The organism is Planctomycetota bacterium (genome assembly GCA_016207825.1).
Taxonomy (GTDB): Bacteria; Planctomycetota; MHYJ01; order JACQXL01; family JACQZI01; genus JACQZI01.
Map to the genome: position 1 here is coordinate 88,647 of JACQZI010000008.1, position 23,996 is coordinate 112,642.

At 44.7% G+C, this 23,996-nt stretch carries 15 protein-coding genes; 5 read left to right on the forward strand and 10 right to left on the reverse strand.

Features of this window, described 5'->3' with window-relative positions; genetic code table 11:
* The first annotated feature begins 123 nt into the window (after positions 1–123).
* A complete protein-coding gene (locus HY811_03690; GenBank protein MBI4833906.1) occupies positions 124–1,539 on the forward strand; it encodes a fibronectin type III domain-containing protein in 1,416 nt (471 codons plus the stop codon).
* 123 nt (positions 1,540–1,662) lie between these two features.
* Here HY811_03690 and dacB read toward each other — a convergent pair whose 3' ends face one another.
* From dacB to HY811_03740, 10 genes are all read right to left on the reverse strand, one after another.
* Positions 1,663–3,297 carry a D-alanyl-D-alanine carboxypeptidase/D-alanyl-D-alanine-endopeptidase gene (dacB, locus tag HY811_03695; GenBank protein MBI4833907.1) on the reverse strand — a complete coding sequence of 545 codons (1,635 nt, stop codon included), beginning with the start codon at positions 3,295–3,297 and terminating at the stop codon, positions 1,663–1,665.
* Positions 3,264–4,295 carry an NAD(P)-dependent glycerol-3-phosphate dehydrogenase gene (locus HY811_03700; GenBank protein ID MBI4833908.1) on the reverse strand — a complete coding sequence of 344 codons (1,032 nt, stop codon included), beginning with the start codon at positions 4,293–4,295 and terminating at the stop codon, positions 3,264–3,266. Before HY811_03700 ends, dacB begins: the two co-directional genes overlap by 34 nt.
* A gap of 64 nt (positions 4,296–4,359) precedes the next feature.
* Positions 4,360–5,082, reverse strand: coding sequence for a glycerol-3-phosphate 1-O-acyltransferase PlsY (gene plsY / locus HY811_03705; GenBank protein ID MBI4833909.1), 723 nt, complete (start codon positions 5,080–5,082; stop codon positions 4,360–4,362).
* The gene (locus HY811_03710) at positions 5,082–5,660 is read right to left on the reverse strand and encodes a D-sedoheptulose 7-phosphate isomerase (protein MBI4833910.1); all 579 of its coding nucleotides are present in this window, start codon (positions 5,658–5,660) and stop codon (positions 5,082–5,084) included. Before HY811_03710 ends, plsY begins: the two co-directional genes overlap by 1 nt.
* The gene (locus tag HY811_03715; GenBank protein MBI4833911.1) at positions 5,647–6,111 is read right to left on the reverse strand and encodes a hypothetical protein; all 465 of its coding nucleotides are present in this window, start codon (positions 6,109–6,111) and stop codon (positions 5,647–5,649) included. Before HY811_03715 ends, HY811_03710 begins: the two co-directional genes overlap by 14 nt.
* On the reverse strand, positions 6,108–7,559 hold the full coding sequence (gene rfaE1, locus HY811_03720; GenBank protein MBI4833912.1) for a D-glycero-beta-D-manno-heptose-7-phosphate kinase: 1,452 nt from the start codon (positions 7,557–7,559) through the stop codon (positions 6,108–6,110). The genes HY811_03715 and rfaE1 overlap by 4 nt, the downstream gene beginning before the upstream one ends.
* An 11-nt stretch (positions 7,560–7,570) precedes the next feature.
* Positions 7,571–11,665, reverse strand: coding sequence for a DNA-directed RNA polymerase subunit beta' (rpoC, locus tag HY811_03725; GenBank protein ID MBI4833913.1), 4,095 nt, complete (start codon positions 11,663–11,665; stop codon positions 7,571–7,573).
* Between the two features lie 23 nt (positions 11,666–11,688).
* On the reverse strand, positions 11,689–15,384 hold the full coding sequence (rpoB, locus tag HY811_03730; protein MBI4833914.1) for a DNA-directed RNA polymerase subunit beta: 3,696 nt from the start codon (positions 15,382–15,384) through the stop codon (positions 11,689–11,691).
* Positions 15,385–15,645: 261 nt separating this feature from the next.
* Positions 15,646–16,077: a 50S ribosomal protein L7/L12 gene (rplL, locus tag HY811_03735; protein MBI4833915.1), complete on the reverse strand. Its 432-nt coding sequence runs from the start codon at positions 16,075–16,077 to the stop codon at positions 15,646–15,648.
* A gap of 246 nt (positions 16,078–16,323) precedes the next feature.
* Positions 16,324–17,016 carry a hypothetical protein gene (locus HY811_03740; protein ID MBI4833916.1) on the reverse strand — a complete coding sequence of 231 codons (693 nt, stop codon included), beginning with the start codon at positions 17,014–17,016 and terminating at the stop codon, positions 16,324–16,326.
* Positions 17,017–17,672: 656 nt separating this feature from the next.
* Between HY811_03740 and hutU the strand changes: the two genes are divergently transcribed.
* The 4 genes from hutU to HY811_03760 all read left to right on the forward strand — a co-directional run bounded on the left by hutU (position 17,673) and on the right by HY811_03760 (position 23,925).
* A complete protein-coding gene (hutU, locus tag HY811_03745) occupies positions 17,673–19,334 on the forward strand; it encodes a urocanate hydratase (protein ID MBI4833917.1) in 1,662 nt (553 codons plus the stop codon).
* Between the two features lie 130 nt (positions 19,335–19,464).
* On the forward strand, positions 19,465–21,435 hold the full coding sequence (locus HY811_03750) for a sigma 54-interacting transcriptional regulator (protein ID MBI4833918.1): 1,971 nt from the start codon (positions 19,465–19,467) through the stop codon (positions 21,433–21,435).
* Positions 21,436–21,629: 194 nt separating this feature from the next.
* Entirely contained in the window at positions 21,630–21,887 is a 258-nt protein-coding gene (locus HY811_03755) for a hypothetical protein (GenBank protein ID MBI4833919.1), read from the forward strand.
* A 22-nt stretch (positions 21,888–21,909) separates the two neighbouring features.
* Positions 21,910–23,925, forward strand: coding sequence for a hypothetical protein (locus tag HY811_03760; GenBank protein MBI4833920.1), 2,016 nt, complete (start codon positions 21,910–21,912; stop codon positions 23,923–23,925).
* Positions 23,926–23,996: the final 71 nt, after the last annotated feature.

Genomic DNA, 23,996 nt, shown 5'->3' on the forward strand with positions numbered 1-23,996 from the left:
CGACTAAGGGTTTAATGGTTTAAGTGCTAATATCTTTATATGGTTAATTTATTATCCGATAATAGTTGCAGGAGGTATTGGGAGAGATTAAAATACAGCCACAGATTCACTGATTAATAAAACATGAAACTAATTGTTCATTGCTCATTGCCGCCCATATGGGCGAACCTCGCCTTTGGCGGGTTCATTGCATCAATATTGGTGTTTGCCGGCTGTGAGGGGGCGAGCCGGGAAGAAGTTATTGCCGGGGGAAGCGGCACTCCCAAGCCGCCTTCCAACCTCAGAACCACTGCCATTCTTCCCACCCAGATAAGCCTTGCCTGGGATGATAATTCCACCAATGAAACCGGATTCAAATTAGAGCGTAAAAAGTCGACAGAAGAAGCGTATTCCCTGATTAAAACCCTTCCGGAAAATACGCTTGCCGGTTCTGATACAGGGCTTTTACCTGCGGCTTTGTATTCTTACCGCGTTAAAGCGTATAATAGCGCTGGAGACAGTGCTGCTTCCGCTGAAATACCGGTGCTTACACCGTGGCAGATTGATTCGATTGATACGGTTAATTCCACAGGCAGATACAGTTCTATCGCGCTTGATTCTGTTAATGACATACATATTAGTTATTTTAACGAGACGTTAGGCGACTTGAAATACGCCACTAATTCAAGCGGTGTCTGGAGTGCTATTACGCTTGAAGGGATTAATACGGTCGGTTCATTTACCTCCATCGCGGTCGATGAGAATAATAAGACGCATATCAGCTACCGCAATGCCGATGCCGGAACCCTTAAATACGCCACCAATGCCACTAACGCATGGATTACTTCGGTAATTGATAACAGCGCGGATGTGGGTGAATATACCTCTATCGCTACGGATGCCAACAGCAAGGTGTATATAAGTTATTACGATATTACCCATACCTCGCTTATGTATGCGACCAACGTTTCCGGCACATGGGTAACCGCCACCATTGATAATAGCGGCGATGTCGGCAAATACACTTCTATCGCGGTTGATTCGGTTTTCGGAGTTCACATCAGCTATTTTGATGAGACCAATACCGCGCTCAAGTATGCCTATAACGTAACAGGCACATGGAATACGGTTTTTGTAACGGACGCCGCTGAACCGGTTAACGAGGGCAGCTATACTTCCATAGGCGTAACTTCTGCCGGTAAGATTTTTATCAGTTATTTTGATGATACCAATAATTCACTCAAGTGCGCCACCAATAAGTTAGGCAATTGGGATGTTTTTACCATCGATTCAAACGTTGATGCGGGTGGATATAATTCGCTAAAGTTAAGTGAAGATGGTATTGCTTATATTGCCTATTATGATATGACAAATCTTGATTTGCGCTATGCTACTTTTTATATCACTTCAGAATTTGTCAACATCACCACGTATCCTGCGGTGGATAGCTCCGGGGATGTCGGGCAGTATTGTTCCATAGCGATAGACTCGGATAAAGGGATTTATATCAGCTATTACGACCTGACCAATGGCGACCTCAAATGCGCCATCGGGAGATAACCTCAAAGGCGAATGCTAACACGAATCCCACGAATGGAACGAATCTCACAAATAATTCGTTTTATTCGCCATATTCGTGTTATTCGTGTTCTCTTCTTTGCGACTCTGTGGCAAATTAAGGTGTCAATCCTTCAGCAATAGTTTCACCACTTCATCCTGGAACTTCCGCGCATTGGAGAGGTCGGAGAAGTTGTTTATTATTATGGAGAAGGCATAGTTTTTGTGGTTAGTGATATAACCTGAAAGGGCGGAGACTCCGCTGATATAACCGGTTTTTGCCCAGACGGTTTTGGCCAGCCCTTTGCCGTTAATGCGGTTTTTCAGGCTTCCGTCATCCCCGTTGGCGGGGAGTGTTTCTATGAAATCTTTACCGTATTTCTGGCTGGCAATATAGCGCAGGAGTTTTACCATCGCGTCCGGCGTGATTTTATTGCCTCTTGATAATCCGGAACCGTCCACCTGTTCGTAGGTTTTCGTGCTTGTTACGATTTTCTGCCCCAGAAGGAATTTTTCTATCTGTGCCGCGCCGCCTTTAAATGAGCCGGAGCTTCTGAAATAAGAGCCGAGTGTTTTCAGTATCTGTTCGGCGTAAAAATTTTGGCTGTTTTTATTGGTGACCGTTATGGTGGTTAATAAATCCGTCTTGGATGATGCCAACTCTGTCAGGTGATCTGATTTCCGGTTATAGGTTTTATCCGTTAACTTGATTTCGCCAAGGACAGGGATGGATTTTTTACGGGAAAAAGTTTCCTTTAAGACCGTCCCGAAATAAAGCGGCGGGTTTTCTATGGTGATTGATTCCTTATACGGCTCGGCATGGATATAAAATCTACCGCTGATAACGATGGTGTTTGTACTTTCTTTCCGGCGCAGACTGACTGCGTGGTTGGAACTGCGCGTCGTTGAACTACAGTCATTAATTATTGTTACATAATCGGTATTTGGCTCAAGGCGGTAGGATACCTCATCTTTTTTATCATTATAATAAACCGTGATATCGATGCAGTTGTCGTTAAAGGAAACCCCGCCAACCGGTGCGCAATACCAGGCGGAAAGCTGGTTTTCCGGCCAGGAGCATACCAGGTATTCGCGGTCAAAGGCAGTGTCGTCAATGATGATATTTCCTTCTACCCGGTTGATTCCCAGTTTTTTCAGTATCTTTACCCATTCCTCAAAGACCGCCGTGGAATTGCCGTTATAGAACCTGCCGGAAATATTCGGGTTGCCGTTGCTTTTGACTATCAAGTTCCCTTTGAGCGCACCGTCTATAACCGGCCCCTGGCGGTAAAGGGTGGTTTCGTATTTAAAATCAGGACCTAAAAGGCATAAAGCCGCGCCGGTGGTAAACACCTTAAGGTTAGAGGCCGGCATGAGTGGGGTGCCGGAGTTTTTATCACAGATTACCTTATTATCATTAAGCGAAACCGCCTTGATTCCTATTTTTGCCTTGGAGAGGTGGTATTTACTTACAAGGCGTGAAATCTTTTCCCCCATTTCGCGGCAGGCGGCGGCATCGATTGTTTCTTCAGGGTACGGAACGGGTTTTAATTCAGGAGGGAGGTAATTATGGCTGTTTTGTATGCTGATGGGGTTAGCGGCAGAACTAGTATTGTTATCCCTTGCGGAAACCGTGATGAATACCAAAAGAGTGCATAGTAAGACCAGGAGAGGAATTATTTTTAGGATTGATGCCTGTCTGCCAAAGAGACTGGGTAAGGCCTTTTTTATTTCAGGAGCTTGGGTGATTTGGTTATACATAAGTCCTCGGTCTCGCTTTTCGCACGGCGTCCCATTAAATCGCGAACGGCCTGTTTCGGGTCTTTACGGCGGAACAGGATATTATAGACTTCCTTTGTTATCGGCATTTCTATTTTGTATTGATTAGACAATTTTATCGCGGCCTTTGTCGTCCAGACGCCTTCCGCAACCATCTCCATGGAAGCCATGATTTGCCTGAGTGTTTTGCCCTGCCCGAGTTGCATTCCGACCGCGCGGTTCCTGCCGTGGGGTGAGACACAGGTGGTGATGAGGTCGCCCAGCCCGGAAAGGCCGAAGAATGTGTTTTGATGCGCGCCCATGGCTTTGCCAAGCCGTGCGATTTCAGCCAGCCCGCGGGTTAAAAGAGCTGATTTGGTGTTGTCGCCCAGCTTCAGCCCGTCGCAGATGCCGGCGGCAATGGCGATGATATTCTTTATAGCGCCGCCCAGTTCCACTCCCGTAATATCCGAATGGGTATAAGGGCGGAAATGGCTGTTCATAAATGCGGATTGCGCCATTTTTGCCAGTTCCATATTCTTAGAGGCAATGACCACGCTTGCCGGGAGGCCGCGGCTGACTTCTTCCGCGTGGCTGGGGCCGGAAAGGACAGCAATTTTATCCGTTCCCAATACTTCCGTTATTATCTCACTTGGGCGTTTAAGCGTTCCCATTTCCAACCCTTTGGCTACGGAGACGATGGGGATGGTAGATTTTAGATTGTAGATTTTAGTTTTTAGTTTGGATAAAACCGAGCGCGAGTATTGGGTGGGAATAGCCATGACCACCAGGTTACAGGTTATAAGTTGTAAGTTAGAGGTTATTTTGATAGAAGAGGGGAGTTTGATGCCGGGGAGGAATTTCGTGTTTTCCCGTTTCTTTGCCATAAGGCGGGCGTAATCAGGGAAATTGCTCCAGAGCGTTACGTTATGCCCGTTCTTATCCAGGAGCAGAGCTATCGCCGTTCCCCAGCCGCCGTCGCCTAAAACTAATATGTTCATAACAATAGTTCAATGGTTCAAATGTTCAACAGTTCAATAGTTTCCGCCTTTGGCGGACAATAGGTTAAGGGTTTAATGTTTTATCGTCTTTTCGCCGTCTAAAGTTGACCTTAGGTTCTGTTCCAGCCATTAATCGTTTTATGTTAGGGATATGTTTGATAATAATCAATGCGACAATAAAACTTGTCGCATATAAAATCGGAATATAATTATATCGGACTAAAGGAAGTCCGAGTATCGGTTGTTGAATTATTGTTTCTCCGAAAGTAAATAATAACCATAAATTAATAAGCAGAAGAAAAGATGATAATATTGATGCCAAGGAAATATATCTAAAAATGATAACCAATAATAGCCAAATACATAATGAAATTATTGTTAGAAATGGCATAATAATGATGAAAAAGCCAAATGACGTTGCGATGCCTTTTCCTCCTTTGAATTTAAACCAGACAGGAAAGATATGCCCAAAAACAGATAAGAATCCGCACTGTATGGAGACTTCAAATGATATTACGCCTTCAAAAAGAGAATACCTATCTCCGGCTAAGTGAAACATAATGAGAAATGCTAAAACAAAAGCACCTACTCCCTTAAAAGCATCTAATAGGAATGCTAAAATTCCGATTGGCCATCCCATAACACGAGCCACATTCGTTGCACCGATATTGCCGCTGCCGATGGTGCGGATATCAATTCCCTTAGCAAGCTTTACGATAATATAGCCGAACGGAATAGAGCCAATAAGATATCCGGCAAGAGCGCAAATTATGTGGTAGGTTTCCATTAGAATGATGCTTCAATTAACCCGCAAATCACGTGCCCGACTGTGATATGGCATTCCTGTATGCGGGCAGTGGTGTTTGACGGTGCGCAGAAGGCGAAGTCAACTATGTCTTTTAGTTTTCCCCCGTCTTGGCCGGTAAGCCCGATTGTTTTTACATGGAGCTTTTTGCATAATTTGACCGCTTCCAGCACGTTGGGGGAGTTCCCGCTGGTCGAGATGGCAATCGCGACGTCGCCTTTTTTTGCCAGCGCCTGTATCTGCCAGCTGAAAACAGAATCAAACCCGTAATCGTTGGCGATAGCGGTAATCAAGGAGGTGTTGGTGGTCAAGGCGATAGCCGGCAGGGGATGCCGCTTATCCTTAGTGAAGCGCCCGATTAATTCCGCGGCAATATGCTGTGAATCGGCGGCGCTACCGCCGTTACCGAATAGTATTATTTTATTCCCCCTTTTTAAGGCAGTAATTGTCAGTTCGGCAAGGCGAGTGATAAACGGCGCGCAATCTACCAGCATGTAATTTGACTGGCAAGCTTCCAGCAGACTTTCCTTGGTAAGAGAGAGCAGATTATTTTTTCTCATCTTTTAACGCTTTCTCTAAATCGTCTTTTAGTTTTTTGGCTTTAATCATTGCCTGGATAAGCTGTTTTTCCTCTTCTTCAGGCAGGTTTTTGGGCCGGGTTTGGTAGGCCTTAATCAGGTTGTCTATGATTTTCTGGGCATTTTGCTGGATAATGCGGGCAATATCCTCTTTTGAAGGCACACGGCTTTTAAGGCGGACGCGCGGGCCCGAATAGTAATCTAATGATTCCATTTCCTCTGTTTCTTCCGGGTCGTTTTCCCACGGGGCTTCCTTGAATTGCTGCACGACCAGCCGCCCATCGTTTTTTACTAATTCAGTAAATTCTTCAAGAGTTGGCATATTCGGAGTGTTTTCGTCCCGCAGTGTTTCCCAGAGCTTCTTTACCGGGACAAAGAAATCCACGGCGGTTTCCAAATCAGCAATAATCATATCAACGATAGTATGTTTCATGATAATTTTTGTATTATTTTTGTCGTAGAAATGCCCTTTTCCAGTGGAGCAAAGACGATTTTGCCGCCGGTTGATTTTATTATGTCTTCTCCGACTACCTTTTTCCCTTTCCAGTCAATCCCTTTGACCAGGATATTCGGCTTGATGTTGCTTATAAGCTTGTATGGGGTGGGTTCGTCAAAGATTACGATATAATCAACCGATTCTAGGGAGGCGATTGAATGGCTCCTGAGTTCCTGGTTAAAAATAGGTCTGCCTTTGCCTTTAATCAAACGGACGGATTTATCGGAATTCAGCCCGACGACAAGAATATCACCCTGCGCGCGTGCGAAATTGAGCGATTTTATATGTCCTGGATGCAGAATATCGAAACATCCATTGGTGAAAACAATGTGTTTATCTGGAAAAGCTTTGCGCATATTTATTATTTCATCCAAGGTTTTTATCTTTATTGCCGGCGGGGTGAATGTATGTTTTGAATAGTGTTCGATTATTTCATCCTTGGAAACGGTTGCCGTGCCCAATTTGCCGACAACCACTCCGGCCGCCAGGTTAGCCAAATGGATGGATTGGGCATAATTTAATCCTGAAACGAGGCTGATACACAGTGTTGCCAGCACCGTATCGCCTGCGCCGGTAACGTCGTAAACGGATAATGATTTTGTACGGCCTTCAATTTCCTGCCCTTTCCTCGAAAGCAAATAGATGCCGTGTTCACCGCGGGTGATTACCACGAATTCCAGATTCAGTGTGGTGATTAACTTTTTAGCCGCTTCTTTTAATGATTTAGCATCCTTTATTTCTATCCCGCTTGCCATTTCCGCTTCCAAGCGGTTGGGTGTAATCGCAGTGGAGCCTTTATATTTACTATAGTCTTTTCCCTTCGGTCCGATAAGCAGTTTTTTGTGGTGTTGTCTGCATAGCCTGCAGAGGAATTTCATCAGGGAATCGGTCAAAACTCCCTTACAGTAATCAGATGCAACGACCAAATCGGCGTTTTTAATATTAGCGCGGAGATGTTTAATAATTATTTGCTCGGTAGTTTTGGAAATAGGCTCGGCTTTTTCCGTATCGACCCTTAGCACCTGCCTTTTATGGGTTGAATCGACAAAACGGTTTTTAACCGTGGTGACGCGGTGTTTTTCGGTAATGACGAGCCTCGTATTAATACCAATTGCTTTCAGCTTATTTTTAAAAAGTTTCCCATTTTCATCATCGCCTACCGCTCCGAGGCAGATGACTTTTGCGCCAAGTGTGATGAGGTTATGGGCAACATTGGCCGCTCCGCCGACATGCAGCTTTTCTGCTTGGAAATCCAGTATTTGAAAAGGGGCTTCGGGCGATATACGGCCGGCTTTGCCCCATGTATAGCGGTCAAGGATAAGGTCTCCGACCACTAAAACATAAGGACGCTTAAACCTGTTGATGACATCAATTAAAGTGTCCACAGGAAATCACCTTAAACTGCTTTTTTATCAGAATCAATGTTTAAGATGGATTCTGAATCGGATTTCTGTAGTTCAATATCCAGATTTTTCCTGAATCCGGTTCCGCAGGGAACAATATGTCCCAGTATGACGTTTTCCTTCAAACCGCGCAATAAATCTTTCCTGCCGCCCAAAGCCGCTTCGGTCAGGACACGCGTCGTTTCCTGGAACGATGCGGCCGCGATGAAGCTGTCTGATTGCAAACTGGCTTTGGTTATGCCCAAAAGCAGCGGCTTGGCTGACGCCGGTTTTTTGCTCTTCTTGATTCCCGCCTGGTTTTCTTCCGCAAACTTGAATTTATCCACTATCTCTCCGGTGATAAATTCAGTATCTCCTCCGGTTGAAATGCGGACTTTGCGGAGCATCTGGGCGACAATCAGTTCAATGTGCTTGTCGTTTATTGTAACGTTCTGTGAACGGTATACGTTCTGGACTTCCCGGAGCATATATTCCTGCAAAGCTTCAAGCCCGTTAATTCTTAAGATGTCCTGCAAGACTCTCGGCCCTTCAACCAGCGGGTCTCCTGCGCGGACGCGGTCGCCGCTGTGGACTATCAGGTGTTTGCCGGGCGGAACAAGGTGTTCTTTTTCCATTGCGGTTTCCGGGTCCTTGACGACGATTGTCCTTTTTCCGCCTTTCCTCTGTCCGAGTTCGATCAGCCCGTCTATTTCAGCCACAATGGCCGGTTCTTTGGGGCGGCGTGCTTCAAAGAGTTCTGTAATGCGAGGAAGGCCTCCTGTGATATCCTGTGTGCCGCCCAATCCTCTGGGTGTTTTTGCCAGCAAAGTGCCGGTTTCTATTTTCTCGCCTTCATCCACTTCCAGATGGGCTTTTTCCGGGATGGCGTAAACTCCCAGAATGTTTCCTTTTTCGTCCTCAATGATTATCTGCGGGTGTAATTCCCCTTTGTGCTCGATAATAACCTTGCTTTTGACATTACTTTTTACGTCAACTTCCTCTTTCATAGTGACGTTTTTGACGACATCTTCATACCGCACCGAGCCGCCTTTTTCCGCGATAATCGGGACATTGTGCGGGTCCCAGTTTGCGAGCACCATCTGTGCTTTTATTTTCTGGTTTTCTTTTACATTCAAAACCGCACCGGGCGGGATAATATATCTTTCAAGCTCGCGCTCTTTGTTATCCACAAGGATTATTTCTCCGTTCCTGTTTACGACGACCATTTCGTTTTTCAGGTTAGTCGCTATTTTGACGTTGTTGAATCTTACGTTCCCTTCATTTTTGGAAATAATCTGGGATTCTTCAATCGTTCGCGAAGCCGTTCCGCCGATATGGAAGGTTCTCATGGTTAATTGCGTACCCGGTTCACCGATCGATTGCGCCGCTACGATTCCGACGGCCAGCCCTTCTTCCACTAATTTGCCAGTGGAAAGGTCCATTCCGTAACACTTGGCGCACATGCCAAGCGGAGCTTCGCAGACAAGCGGGGAGCGGACTTGTATTTTAGGCAGCCCCAATTCTTCAATACGCGCCACAATGTGCTCGGTGATAAGTTCATTTTCCTCCACAACCACTTCGTCCGTGATAACATCAACAATGTTATGCCTTGAGACTCGTCCCATGATGCTTTGGCTTAAGGGCACCTCTATTTTTTCGCCTTTATAAATGACGCTTTTGGGAACCCCTTTAAGCGTTCCGCAGTCTTTCATTGTGACGACTACATTTTGAGACACATCAACGAGTTTCCTGGTGAGGTATCCCGCATTAGCCGTTTTAAGGGCTGTATCAGCCAAACCTTTTCGTGCGCCGTGGGTAGAGCTGAAATATTCAAGAACGCTTAATCCTTCACGAAAGTTTGATTTAATAGGGGTTTCTATGATTTCACCTGATGGTTTTGCCATCAAACCGCGCATACCGGCCAATTGACGCACCTGGTCAATGCTTCCCCTTGCCCCGGAGAACACCATGAGATAAAGCGGGTTGAAGTATTTCTTGCCGAAACGCGTGTCATCTTTTAAGCCCTTTATCATGGCATCCGCAACTCTTTCCCTGGCGAATGTCCAACAGTCGATTATCTGGTTATAACGTTCGCCGGTTGTGATAATACCGTTGCGGTAGTTCTGCTCGATTTTATCGATGGTTTTTTCCGCGTCCTGGATAATCTTTCCTTTTTCCTCCGGTACTTTCAGGTCATCTTTGCATATGGATAATCCGCCGATAGTGGCATAATGGAAACCTAATTCCTTTATGCCGTCCAGTATTTTGAGCGTTTCCATCTTGCCTAGTTTTTTGTGGCATCTGTTAACAATCTGGCTGACGCCTTTTTTATCAAGCGAATAATTATAGAAAGGCATTTCTTTCGGCAGCACGCTATTGAAAATAATTCTGCCAAGGGTTGTTCGGTACCTGCCGAATTTTGACTGGGTCGTTCCTGATTTTGTTACCACTTCTTTATTCCCCGGAAGCTTGACTTCGATCAATGCGTGCAAGCTTATAATATTCCTGTCATAAGCCAGCGAGACTTCGTCCGGCGAGCCGAAAACTTTTCCTTCCCCCGGTTCTTCATGGCGTTCCGTGGTCAAGTAGTGAACGCCCATGATTATATCCTGTGTCGGGGTAATGATGGGGTTGCCGTGGGCAGGGGAGAAAATATTCTGTGTTGAATGAATCAACAGTTGCGTTTCTAAAATCGCCTCAACAGAAAGCGGAAGATGCACGGCCATTTGGTCGCCGTCAAAGTCAGCGTTAAATCCGCCGCAAACGAGCGGATGGAGCCTGATGGAATTTCCTTCAACCAGGACCGGATCAAACGCCTGGATTCCCATCCTGTGGAGGGTTGGTGCGCGGTTGAGCATTACAGGATGGTTTTTTATGACCTGTTCCAAAACATCCCATATTTCATCGGCGCGCTGTTCAACCATCTTTTTAGCGCTCTTGATTGTATCGGCTACGCCCAGTTCTTTTAAGCGCCTGATGATAAACGGTTGGTATAATTCCAAGGCGATTCTTTTGGGAAGACCGCATTGGTTCAGCTTTAATTCCGGCCCGACCACGATGACAGAGCGTGCGGAATAATCCACGCGTTTGCCGAGCAGATTTCCGCGGAAACGGCCCTGTTTGCCTTTAATCATATCGGTAAGTGATTTTAAGGGGCGTCCGTTGCTGTCTAGGACCTGTCGGCGGCTGCGCTCATTGTCAAAAAGCGCGTCAACCGATTGCTGGAGCATTCTTTTTTCGTTGCGGATAATAACTTCCGGGGCATTCAGTTCCATAAGCCTTTTCAGGCGGTTGTTTCGGTTAATCAGCCTGCGGTAAAGGTCGTTCAGGTCTGAAGTGGCAAAGTTACCGCTTTCCAGCTGGACTAAAGGCCGTAAATCCGGAGGAATTACCGGAATTACTTCCAGAACCATCCAATCCGGTTTATTATTGGAAGATAAAAACATTTCAACCAATTTGAGGCGCTTCGTAATTTCATTGGATTTCTGCCAGGAAGATGTTTTCTTAAGCTGTTTTTCCAACTCATTTTTGACTTCATTTAGATCCATATTATGCAATAATGCTTTTATGGCTTTGGCTCCTATATCAACCGTAAAGCCGTCCGGGAACCGTTCTTTATATTCATTAACCTGGTCTTCAGTCAGCAATTGCCCCACTTTTAAGGGGCAGTTTTTGGTTTTAATGGTTGTTACCACGAAATCCTGGTAATAAATCACTCTTTCCAATTCGGATGTTTTCATATCCAGAAGGGTTCCCATGGGGGAGGGCATAATTTTGAAAAACCAGATATGGGCAACCGGCGTGGCTAATTTAATATGCCCCATCCTTTTGCGGCGCACGCGAGATTCGGTTATTTCGACTCCGCAACGGTCGCAGATGACGCCTTTGTATTTGATGCCTTTATATTTGCCGCAAAAGCATTCCCAATCCTTTTCCGGCCCGAAAATACGTTCGCAGAAAAGCCCATCACGTTCCGGACGATAAGTCCGATAGTTAATGGTTTCAGGCTTTTTTATTTCCCCATAAGACCATGTTTTTATTTCTTCAGGGGAAGCCAGCCTGATTGTTGCCGTGGTAAACTCGTTGATTTTATCATAATTAACGTCCATTTTGGTTGCTCCTTAAGAATTAATTATAAAATACTTTTCTTTTTATCTTTTTCCAGTTTCAAACTCAGGCATAACCCTCTTATTTCATTCGTCAACACTTCAAATGATGTTGGTACGTTAGGTTCCAGGGTGTTTTCTCCCTTGATAATAGATTCGTATATTTTTGTTCTGCCATCGACATCATCACTTTTTACCGTAAGCATTTCTTGGAGTGTATGTGCGGCTCCGTATGCTTCCAGCGCCCACACTTCCATTTCGCCGAATCGCTGGCCGCCGTAACGGGCTTTGCCGCCGAGCGGTTGCTGGGTGATAAGCGAATAAGGTCCGATTGCCCTGGCATGAATCTTATCATCAACAAGGTGGTTCAGTTTCATGATATAAGCATAACCGATCATGACTTTTTCCTTGAAAGGCAGTCCTGTCCTGCCGTCATACAAGGATATTTTTCCGTCAGTCGGCAACTTCATTTCATTCAAGGAGTCATTAATTTTTTGTTCGGTTGGCCCGTCAAACACCGGTGTTTGAATCCGGATATTCATGTTTTTCGCGTATAAACCGAGGTGCGTTTCCAGTATTTGCCCGACGTTCATTCTTGACGGGACGCCCAGTGGGTTAAGTATAATATCCACGGGAGTGCCATCTTCCATGTAAGGCATGTCTTCTTCGGGCACTATTTTAGATACGACACCTTTATTCCCGTGCCTTCCGGCAAGTTTATCTCCCACGGAAAGGTTACGCTTAATTGAGATTTTTACCCTGACCATTTCTTGGACTCCGGTGGGTAAATCATCACCGCGCATCAGGGTGTTTACTTTGTTGTCTTTGTCGTTTTCTATTTTCTCGCATTTGTTAATCAGTCTTTGAATTCTTGATTCAACCTGGTCTTTTTCGCTGCGGTTGGAAAATTCAATACCTTTTTCATTCAAGTTAAGTTTTACTTTAAGGTCACTGATATCTTTTATTGTTCCGCGCGAACCGTAAGTAACCGGCCTGGGCAATAATCGTTTGCCTGTAATTTTTTCTATCGGTTTGATATTTTCAGCTAATTCAAGCTCTATTTTATTGTAAAAATCACGTTCGATTCTTTTGACTTTTCTTTCCACTTCCGTTTTTTCTTTTTCGCTAACATATAAACGTCGTGCGAAGTGCTTGGTATCTATGACCACTCCTTCTACTCCAGGCGGCACTTCCAGTGACTCGTTTTTCACGTCTTCACCGGCCTTGCCGAAGATGGCATGCAAAAGTTTTTCTTCCGGAGTCAACTCACTTTTACTTTTTGGTGCGATTTTGCCTACCAGGATGTCGCCCGGCTTAACTTTTGTCCCTACGCGGATAATCCCTTTTTCATCCAGGTTTTTCAAGGCTTTTTCGGAAATATTCGGAATATCGCGTGTGAATTCTTCGCGTCCAAGCTTGGTTTCCCTAAGCTCGGCTTCGAACTCTTCTATGTGAATTGACGTTAAAGTGTTTTCCTTAACCAGGTGTTCACTGACAACAATCGCGTCTTCAAAGTTGTAACCTTCCCATGGCATAAAAGCGATCAGTATGTTTTTCCCGAGTGATAATTCGGCGTTGCATATTCCCGGTCCATCGGCGATTACTTGCCCTTTCTTGATTTCATCGCCTTCGCGCACGATTGCTTTTTGGTTGATGCAGGTCCTTTCTGTCGAACCGGCGTATTTGCGAAGCTTGTATATTTCCACATCCGTATTGCCTTCTTCTTCGCTGCGGATGGCAATTTCATCTCCGGTTACTTTGATTACGGTTCCTTCCCTGGTAGCACGGACGACCATCGCCGAGTTTTTAGCGGCATATTTTTCTATTCCGGTTGAAACTAAAGGTTGTTCAAGGTTCATGAGAGGAACGGCCTGGCGCTGCATATTCGCGCCCATCAACGCACGGTTTGCGTCGTCATGTTCCAAAAACGGAATCAAACTGGCGGTAAGCCCGATAATTTGCTGAGGGGAAACATCAATATACTCGATTTTATCAACCGGAGTAGAATGGAATTCCCCGTTAATACGCGCAATTATTTTAGTTCCGATAAGCCTGTTATACTGGTCAATCGGAGTATCAGCCGATGCGATGGCTTTGTCTTTTTCTTCATCAGCGCGTAAATAATGGATATCATCAGATATTTTACCTTTTTCCACTTTGCGGTAAGGGGTGACTAAAAATCCGTATTTGTCAACCGAGGCGTATATTCCAAGCGAAGTGATTAATCCGATGTTTGCGCCTTCCGGTGTTTCGATAGGGCAGATGCGCCCGTAATGTGAAATATGGACGTCACGCACTTCAAATCCGGCGCGCTTGCGGTTCAATCCTCCCGGGCCCAATGCGCTCAATCGTCTTTCATGCGTCAGTTGGGCAATCGGGTTAGTCTGGTCGACGACCTGGGAAAGTTCGCTTCTTTCGAAGAAATATTCAAGGAATGAAGAAACCATTTTAGAGTTAATTAAGCCTCTTGGCGTAATTTCCGGATCTAACTGATGGCTTAATCTTTCCGTAATGGCACGTTTCATGCGTAAAAATCCCTTGCGCATTTCATCCGTAGCAAGTTCATCAATGGTACGGACACGCCTATTGCCTAAATCATCAATATCATCCGGGGTTCCTTCGCCACGTAACACTTTAATTAAATATTTAGTGGATTCGATAATATCGTCTTTCTGCACGGTATTTTGGGTTTCCGGTATGTTCAATCCGAATTTGCGGTTTATCCTGAAACGCCCGACCTTGCCGAGTTGATAACGGTTTTCATCAAAGAACCGTTCGTGGAATACGGTTTTTGCCCTATCTAATTGGATTGGCATTCCCGGACGCAAACGCTGGTAAATTTTTTGTAAGGCTTCTTCATGAGATTTGGTTGCGTCTTCGGCCAGAGTGTTAATAATCATCAGATTATGCTCGGAGTCGGCTATTATTTTAAGGGATTTTATCTTTGATTCGGAAAGGAAACGGACTGTGCTTTCCGTGATTTTTTCACCTGCTTTTAAGACGGTTTTGTTGTTTTCCGAATCAATGACATCCTCGGCCGCATACTTATCCTGAGCAGCTAAGACGTCTTTTTCCAGATTGATTTTTTCCACTTTGTAGAAAGCGTTGATAATCTGTGCATTGGTGGATAAAGATTCATCCATTGCCCTTAAGAATGTGGTCACAGGTAATTTACCACCCTGGTCAATCCTGAGGAAAACAATTTCTTTCTTGCCGATAGTTATTTCAATCCAGCTGCCGCGTTGTGGGATAATCCAGGCGGAGTAGTCTTTCTTTTCCCCTGTTTTTTCCACCCGGAAATCAACTCCCGGTGAACGGTGTAACTGGCTTACGACGATTCTTTCCACGCCGTTAATGACGAATTCCCCTCCGCCTATCATAAGCGGGATTTCTCCAAGATAGACAGTTTCCTCGATAGGTTCCGGTTTATTTAAACGTAACCTGGCTTTTAACGGTGCGCCGTAAGTCCTTTTTAAATCGCGGCATTCATCGGGTGTGTAACGCGGGGGAGTTATTTCATAATAAAGGTATTCCAGTGATACGCTGCCGTCATAAGATTTAATGGGGAATGTTTCGCTGAAAAGCAATTCCAGGCCGATTCTTTTCCTGCGTCCAGGTAATAATTCTTTCTGGACGAAGCGTTCATAGGCTTCTAATTGAAGTGAATCCGAGGAAGGTGCCATATATTTTGTTTGGGATCTCTGGTAGCTTACTTGTTGCATAGTTTTCTCCGTTTATTTATATATATCGCGCTGCCGATGTATGGCAGATTAGATTTAAGGCATTAAAGCCGCCTGGTAGTTAGGGTTTTTTCGCTTTAGTTAAAGAAACCGCGAATTGAACTATCAGAATTTTGTTTCGGTTCACGATAACTTCTTCAATTTGTTACAACTAAACCCGTTTGTTGAACCAATTTAAAAGTTTCCACGGAAAGCAGTACAACGCCTTTGCTGACTGCTGGATGTGAGTATTCGAAAAAGGCGCTATTTAATTTCTACTTTTGCACCGGCCGCTTCGAATTCTTTCTTTATCTTTTCTGCTTCTTCTTTAGGTATGCCTGTTTTAACCGGCTTCGGCGCGCCGTCGACTAAATCTTTTGATTCCTTTAATCCGAGGCTGGTTACGGTCCGGACTACTTTGATGACCTGGATTTTATTGGCGCCGGCTTCCTTGAGAATCAGGTCGAAGGTCGTTTTTTCTTCGGCTTTTTCGGCGGCTGGGGCTGCTCCGGCGGCTGCGCCGCCCATTGCCATTGCGGGCATTGCGGCCGTCACGCCGAATTTCTCTTCGAATGTCTTAACAAAATTATTCAGCCATAATACGCTGGAATTGCTTATTACTTCCAATAACAGCTGGCTTTTTTCCTCGTCTTTTAACCCTTTTGTGGATTCGATTATCTCATTAACTCCTGGCATACACTCCTCCTTTTATAAATAGATGATTAAAACGATATAGTTTAAACAAATATAAAAACAAAGTCAAGAAAAAATATATTATTTATAAAAATAAATTTTACGGTGAAGCGGGGCGGGGCGATAGTTTGCTCGAGGTTACAAGAAGTTACGGAGCAACCATTGCAACTTTCCGTAACTTTAATGTAACCTCATTAAGTAACCTTCTGTGTAACCTCCCAGCCCGAACGACCGAATGGTCGGGCAGGTTTATTCAATCACTATCTGCAAGCCTTTGCTCCAGGAACCGGAATTTTCCGGGTTGGTCAGGTTGACCCATCTGAAGAATCCCCAGAAAGTCTCCCCGGTATTGCCCGGCCCGCAATAGATGATAACGCTCGCCTTTTTGGAGTTCAGGGTGTTTTTGCAATCAGCCGGCTCTCCCGGAGGCATCTCGCCTTTGGGCACGATGGTGTACCGGCATTCAATCCCGTCGGCGATTGCGAGCATGCTCACCCGGGTGGCGTCTTTTTCGGTTTGTGACCGGACTTCAATGACGCCGCTGGCGGCGGGCTTGAGGTTGACATAGGGGGTGAGCTCAATCTTACAGCTTGGAGTCGGCTCAGTATCCAGCAGGTCACCGCCTAAAAGCAGTTTTTCCTGGGCCGGCATATCGCCGTCTTCAATCCATTTATTCCAAAACAGGCGTAACTTTTTCAGATATTGCTCCGCGGCAAGTTTGTGCGCGGCAACATCGGCCCTGGTTCTGGAATTCATATTCTGGCATTTATGGTAGAGCGGCTCGTATATGGCGCGTTCCGCGACCAGCGCGGCCACATCCGCAGGTGGGATGCCCCAGGCCACGGCATTAGCCACCACGACATTGACAAAATTACCCTGGATGTTAAAAAGGTTATCGTGGGTTACCTTCCCCTTGCCCAACGGACTTGTTGTGTCTTTCATAATACATCTTCCTTTCTTATTGAGCCGGACACGGCTCGTTTTGAGCAGAACACTGCGCGCCTTGAGCAGAGCACTGCGCGTCTTGAGCAGAATACTGCGCGGTTTGAGCAGAACACTGCCCGGTTAAAGAGAAACATTCCTGGTTTTAAGACCTTGGGTTATGATTTTGAGAGGTGATTTTCGATATGCCCTCCCCGACATTATGTCGGGGCCGAGGCTCGCCCATGCGGGCGGCCGAAACATCGCCTAAGATGTCCCTGCCGACGGCGGGAACAAACAACCTGTATTTAGCCGGTTTTTTTATTGCCTGCCCCCCAGCCCGACAGAGTCGTTCTGGCGGGGTTCCGCAGGCGGGTTAGCGCAGGCACGGGGTTTTCGGGGGCACCTTACTCATCTCGATTATCAATAGCACTTCTTACATCAGTGTAAACAGGGTTATAGAAAAATTGGCATATTCCTGTCAAGCAAAAATTAAGCCACAGGCTAAGCCGCAAGCTTTACCTTTTCATTCTAATTATATTGACAGTTCCCTTTTCTTCATGGTATAGGAAATTGCAAACACGAAATCACGAGACTAAAACACGGAAACGCGAAAGATTACCATTTCGTGATTTCGTAGCATTCAGCGCTTTCGTGTTAAAAGGAGATTAAAATATATGACATCATATGAATATAAGCCGGTCAAAGCCCCGCGCGGAACAAAACTCACCTGTAAATCATGGCAGACCGAAGCGCCCATGCGCATGCTGATGAATAATCTCGACCCCGATGTTGCCGAAGACCCGAAAAACCTGGTCGTCTACGGCGGTTCGGGCCGCGCCGCCCGCAGTTGGGAAGCTTTTCACAATATTGTCAGCACCCTTAAGAAGCTGGAAATGGATGAGACTCTGCTGATTCAATCCGGAAAGCCGGTGGCGGTTTTTCCGACCCATGAATTCGCTCCCAGGGTGATTATTGCCAACAGCCTTCTTGTGCCTGCCTGGGCGAATTGGGATTATTTCCGTAAACTCGAAGCGATGGGATTAATAATGTATGGGCAGATGACCGCCGGCAGTTGGATTTATATTGGCACACAGGGAATCCTTCAGGGAACTTACGAAACCTTTGCCGCGGCCGCACAGAAGCATTTTAAGAGTGATTTAACCGGCAGGCTTGTGGTTTCAGCCGGATTAGGCGGAATGGGCGGCGCTCAGCCATTGTCCGTAACCATGAATAACGGTGTTTTTATCGGAGTGGAAGTTGACCGAAGCAGGATTGAGCGCCGCATTAAAACAGGGTATTGCGATGTCATGCTGGAAAACCTTGACAGCGCTTTGAAGATGGCTGCCGAAGCGCAAAAAGCCAAAAAGCCGCTTTCCATAGGATTGGTCGGGAATGCCGCCGATATTATTCCAGAACTCGCCCGTCGCAATATCGTTCCGGATATCCTGACAGACCAGACCAGCGCGCATGATACGCTTAACGGGTATGTTCCGAATAAGATGTCGTTGGAAGAAGCAAAGCGATTAAGGAAATCAAACCCAAAAGAATATGTAAAGCGTTCTGTCGCGGCGATAGTCGAGCATGTCAAAGGGATGCTGGCATTGCAGAAAAAAGGAAGCGTAACATTTGATTACGGCAATAACCTGCGCCAGGAGGCAAAGATGGGCGGAGTGGAAAACGCCTTTGATTATCCCGGATTTGTTCCGGCATATATCAGGGATTTATTCTGCCAGGGAAAAGGCCCTTTCAGGTGGGTGGCGCTTTCCGGTGACCCGAAAGATATTCATACCACGGACGAAGTGATCAAGAAAGAATTTAAGGATAACCATGCCCTTGTTCATTGGATAAATATGGCGCAGCAAAAAGTCAAGTTCCAGGGGTTGCCTGCCCGCATATGCTGGCTTGGGCAGGGTGACCGGGCCAAATTCGGCGCCGTTATTAACAAGCTGGTTGCCAGCGGTAAAATATCCGCCCCGATAGCCATCGGACGCGACCATCTTGATACCGGTTCGGTTGCTTCGCCTAACCGCGAGACCGAAAGCATGAAAGATGGTAGCGATGCCATTGCCGATTGGCCGGTATTAAACGCGCTTCTTAACGCCTCAGGCGGGGCGACTTGGGTTTCCGTCCATCACGGCGGGGGAGTGGGCATCGGTTATTCTATCCATGCCGGCATGGTCATTGTAGCAGACGGGACTAAGCTGGCTGAAAAGAAACTATCATTGGTTTTGAACAACGACCCGGGAATCGGGGTTGCCCGCCATGCTGATGCCGGATATGAAATTGCAATTAATACCGCCAGGAAACACAAAATAAAACTCCCTTCGATAAAATAGGAAGTGGGGTAAAGCAGCTTCGATATTTTGTCTAGAAGGGTGCAATCTCTGTGCGTTAATCCAAGTAAATATTTCAGTTGAAACATTCATCTTGACAACAATCCCATTTTAAATTACAAATGAGGGTATTGTGAAACGCAAGAAGTTATCTGAATATCTCACCCAAATCAAAGTAGCTTTGGGTAAAAAAGATGATTTTAAAGTAAAACGATATGGTGAGATTGCCCTAAAAAAAATATCCGGCCTTTCTTTTTCCCCTGTTGAGGAATATGAGTTTTATGATGTTTTGGGGTCTGTTTACTATAATCTGTCTGAATTTTCCAAGTCACTGGATATGTTTTACAAGGCGCATTTAGCGGCACTGAAGCATCGTTTTAAACCGGCTGAAATCTGTTATCCTTTACTTAGGATGGCCCATAATTTCCTGGTTATCGGAAACATCAAAGAGGCTTTTGAGCAATTCCAAAAGGCGGAAAAATATTATCAAAAATATGGTGATGGTGTTTTCCCTATGACCAGAGTGAGATATTTTACCGTTCTTCTTGGGTTGGGATATTGCTATTTGCATAAGGGAGAGCTTGAAAAAGCGAATGAAATAGTGGATACAAAAATTCCGGAAATTTTACAATCTTTAGACTACAAATTCGCGCCAATGGATTATAACCACCTTAAAGGCGAGTATTTAATGGCTGTAAAAGAATATCATAAAGCCAAAGATGCGTTTAATGAATGCGTTAAAGTCGGCGACCAATTTAATTTTCCACGCGGGTCTCTTGAAGCTAAAACCCACCTCGCCGCAATTGAAGTAATGGAAAATAATATCGATTCGGCATCCCGCATTCTGCAGAGGATTATTAATGAGTCGAAACGTTTGAAATTAAATGATCTTGTTTGTGAAGCATCACTTATGCTCAGTAAGATTTACTTTATTAAAAATATCCCTGAAAAAGCCATGTTGGTGGAAAAAAGAATCAAGCCGGTTTTAGCCAAGCTTGATATGATTTGGCTTTACGAAAAAACAAGAGAATTTGATAGGCTGTATCGCCAGTTAGATATTAAAAATGATAAAAATTATTCTATGGCAAAAACCCCGGAAGTTCTGATTGATGTCTTAAAACAGCGCCAGGGTTTATTGCCATATCGAAAGGTTGTTATAGGGAATTCGGTGGTTATGCAGGATGTTTATAATTTAATAGAAAAGATTGCGCCGACAGATTTACCGGTTTTGATACAGGGTGAAACAGGGACAGGTAAAGAGCTTGTGGCTAATATTATTCATCAGAACAGCTTGCGCGCGAATGCGCATTGCCTGGCTTTTAACAGTGGGGCTTTACCGGAAACCTTGATAGAAAGCCACCTTTTTGGTTATACTAAAGGTGCTTTTACCGGAGCTGCCGGTGATAGCAAAGGATATATAGAACTCGCCTCAGGCGGAACGCTTTTTGTGGATGAGATTGCTAATATGCCGCCATCCATGCAGCAGAAACTATTGCGCATCTTGGAGGAAAAACTTTTGTGGCAGCTAGGAGCACAGAAGCCGATTCAGATAAATACACGTTTTATCTTTGCCAGCAATCAGAATATTGAACAAATGGTCCGGCAAAAACTATTCCGGGAAGATTTGTTTTATAGAATAAATACTATAGTTATTAATCTTCCGCATTTACGCAACCGCAAGGAGGATATTCCTATTCTGGTCCAACACTTTCTCTCGAAACATTCTTCTGCTAAAATCAGTAACCTGCCTGTAATTTCCCCTTCGGCAATGCAACTTTTGATTGCCTATCCCTGGCCAGGTAATGTTCGTGAATTGGAAAATGAAATAAAGAGGATATATGTTTTATATCCGGGGAATGGGGAAATCAATGAGTCTATGCTTTCCGAACCCATACGTCGTTACAAAAATGGTATTGGGTCATCTAATGCGAAAACCCTCAAGGAGTTGACAGAATTATACCAGAAGAATATCATTACCGAGGCTTTACAAAGTTTTGGAGGCAGTGTCAGCCAGGCAGCGCGGGCTCTTGGATATGATAGGGTTAATCTTTACCGGAAGATGAAGCAATTAAAAATGATTTCATCTAAAATGTTACCAAAATGAAACAACTATAGTCGTTTTGACTACAGACTGCATATAAGTTGCATTTACCTTTATACCCCCTCGCATTCTAACGCCTTGTTTTTCAACACGTTATAATATCGTATTCAATGCTTGGTTTTGGCTTATATTGGCACGAAATTTGCTATAATGATTATATATTATGTAAATGGAAATTTATGTAAATAAGGAGATTTATGAGTAAAAGTGTTGCAGGGACTCTTAATGTAGAAACCAAGAACCCCGTTTGCCCCCCGTTAACAACTGGGGATATTGTCACTCTTCGAGGTAAGCCAATGGTTAAAATAATAAAACCCGGTAACAAGAACGCTGGGAGAGAATTACGCCTGACACAAAAGGAAGAATGGGTTTATTTGTCCATCCAGGATAATTCCAACGAACATTACTTCTTTGATGGGGAGCATCTTGTCGGTTGGAAGAAAACTAAAAGATGAACTTTTAAAAGGAGGAAAATATATGGGGGAAAGCATTTGTTTTATTGATCGTCGTAAATTGATTAAATCCTTTAAAATTTTTAGTGTCAACCTTGCCATTCTTTTAATAGTGTACTCTTTATCTTTTGCAGATAACTGGTCAGAGACTACCTTTACAGAAGGCGTTTTTACCTCAACCATGGCGGCTAATGATAATAATAACCTTACGCTATACTCAAGCGGTATTCGAAAAGTTAATACGGGAAGGACAGGCGACGCTGACATTATGCTGAATTCCGGCGGAACCAGGCATTTAACACGCGATTCTAACAATGTCCTTCATATTGTCTGGGAAACGGGCGGTTATGTTTATTATTCTTCCTCAAGTAATGAAGGCACGACCTGGGCGGCGGCGACCACCGTTTGGAATACCAATACTAATATTATATGTTCTGATATTATTGTGGACGGTAATAATAATATCCATTGTGTTTTTGCATATAATGCCAGTGATGATAACAGGATGTATCACAGGAGAAAAACTGCCGCAGGCGCATGGGATGCGACCCGTACAGTAAATGCCGGGCATGCTTCTTCGGACGAGGCAATATATATGCCCCAGTCTGTTGTAGATTCCGCGAATACGCTTTATATAATTTATGACCGCGCCCACTATAGAGGTTACGGGATGAAATCGTTTGATGGCGCTAACTGGAGCGCCGTAACGGCAATATATGACCAGGGTAGTAATGATGCTTATTACCAGGCGGCTCAAGCAATAGGCACCAATTTGTATCATATCTCCCGTATGTCTAGCGATCAATATTATTATTTTATCAGGCGGACCGGCGGCGCTTGGGTTACTCCTCATGTGGCAATAACTAATTTTAAGGCGCTCTATCCTTCTATGATTGTGGATAAAGACGATAATATCTGGGTTTTTCTGAATGATATTACATCCAGTCCATATCCTTTAAAAGCCCGAAAATATACGGTATCTACCAATACATGGGATGCTGCCTGGACAACCATAGATTCCGGGGCGTCTTCTTGCGCCTATCCTTCGGCTACGGTGAATTCAGCGGGTGATATCTATGTTTTTTATAATATAGGAGCTAATATATATTATAAAGTGAGGAATTATTCCACAGGCGTTTGGGGAGCAAGGACTCAGTTGACAGACAGTGCTACAGACGGTGCTTGTTACTTTCCAAATGTAAAATACCAGCGATATAACCATCATCTGCCGGACAAAATTGAATTAACATGCCGTCAAGGGGCAGGAGCTCCTTATAACATATATTATATAGCTATTGACAATTCTTATGTCGCTACAGGCACCTATATTTCATCGGCGATTACTGCCGCGGATGTTTCTTACTGGGGATTTTTGAATTATACCATTGTCTCTCCTGCCAATACGGCTTTAACCGTAGATGTATTAAATTCATCTGATAATTCGTTGTTGGTGGCGAGTGTTCCTTCCGGCACTAATTTACAAGAGGCATATCCCGCGACATTTAACGGAATTAGCGGTATAAAACTCAGGGCGAATTTATCAACATCTGACCAAGAGTGCACGCCGACCTTATCAGATTGGAGGATAGATTATTACTCCGGGACAGTGGTTACCACTACCAACTGGGTGGATTTAATTAACGGCGCTCCCATACGGATGGGGCAATCGGTTGCCATGGTGAAATTCGATATGAAAACCGTTTCCGGAGCGTCTTACTGGAAAAAGATAAGGATAGATAAAGGGTTAAAAACATATACCAATATTGCCTGCCCTGATAGCAAAATAGAAATTCAAATATGGTGTGAAAATAACGGTAACGGTTTTTGGGATATCGGCGATATGTTTATTGCAAAGGATTCATTCGGAAGCGGTGTTGCCTGGATTAATACGAAACGATGGCTGGTGACGACTACTTCCAAGACTTACTATATTGTTTACAAGCTGTCAAGCGATATCGGCGGGGGACAAAGGGCTGGAGTAAAAATATTAGATAGCAGTTATCTTGAATTTGAGAATGCGACATGCGTAGGCGTTCCTTAATATGAAAAATAATCGCCGGAATCCCGACCGAAGCGTCGGGTTATCGGTGTGCCATAAATCAAGGAGCTTTA

Excerpts from the sequence above, each read along its gene's own strand:
- HY811_03690 (MBI4833906.1), top strand. The coding sequence starts at position 124 with ATGAAACTAATTGTTCATTGCTCATTGCCGCCCATATGGGCGAACCTC.
- dacB (MBI4833907.1), bottom strand. The coding sequence starts at position 3,297 with ATGTATAACCAAATCACCCAAGCTCCTGAAATAAAAAAGGCCTTACCC.
- HY811_03700 (MBI4833908.1), bottom strand. The coding sequence starts at position 4,295 with ATGAACATATTAGTTTTAGGCGACGGCGGCTGGGGAACGGCGATAGCT.
- plsY (MBI4833909.1), bottom strand. The coding sequence starts at position 5,082 with ATGGAAACCTACCACATAATTTGCGCTCTTGCCGGATATCTTATTGGC.
- HY811_03710 (MBI4833910.1), bottom strand. The coding sequence starts at position 5,660 with ATGAGAAAAAATAATCTGCTCTCTCTTACCAAGGAAAGTCTGCTGGAA.
- HY811_03715 (MBI4833911.1), bottom strand. The coding sequence starts at position 6,111 with ATGAAACATACTATCGTTGATATGATTATTGCTGATTTGGAAACCGCC.
- rpoC (MBI4833913.1), bottom strand. The coding sequence starts at position 11,665 with ATGGACGTTAATTATGATAAAATCAACGAGTTTACCACGGCAACAATC.
- rpoB (MBI4833914.1), bottom strand. The coding sequence starts at position 15,384 with ATGCAACAAGTAAGCTACCAGAGATCCCAAACAAAATATATGGCACCT.
- rplL (MBI4833915.1), bottom strand. The coding sequence starts at position 16,077 with ATGCCAGGAGTTAATGAGATAATCGAATCCACAAAAGGGTTAAAAGAC.
- HY811_03740 (MBI4833916.1), bottom strand. The coding sequence starts at position 17,016 with ATGAAAGACACAACAAGTCCGTTGGGCAAGGGGAAGGTAACCCACGAT.
- hutU (MBI4833917.1), top strand. The coding sequence starts at position 17,673 with ATGACATCATATGAATATAAGCCGGTCAAAGCCCCGCGCGGAACAAAA.
- HY811_03755 (MBI4833919.1), top strand. The coding sequence starts at position 21,630 with ATGAGTAAAAGTGTTGCAGGGACTCTTAATGTAGAAACCAAGAACCCC.
- HY811_03760 (MBI4833920.1), top strand. The coding sequence starts at position 21,910 with ATGGGGGAAAGCATTTGTTTTATTGATCGTCGTAAATTGATTAAATCC.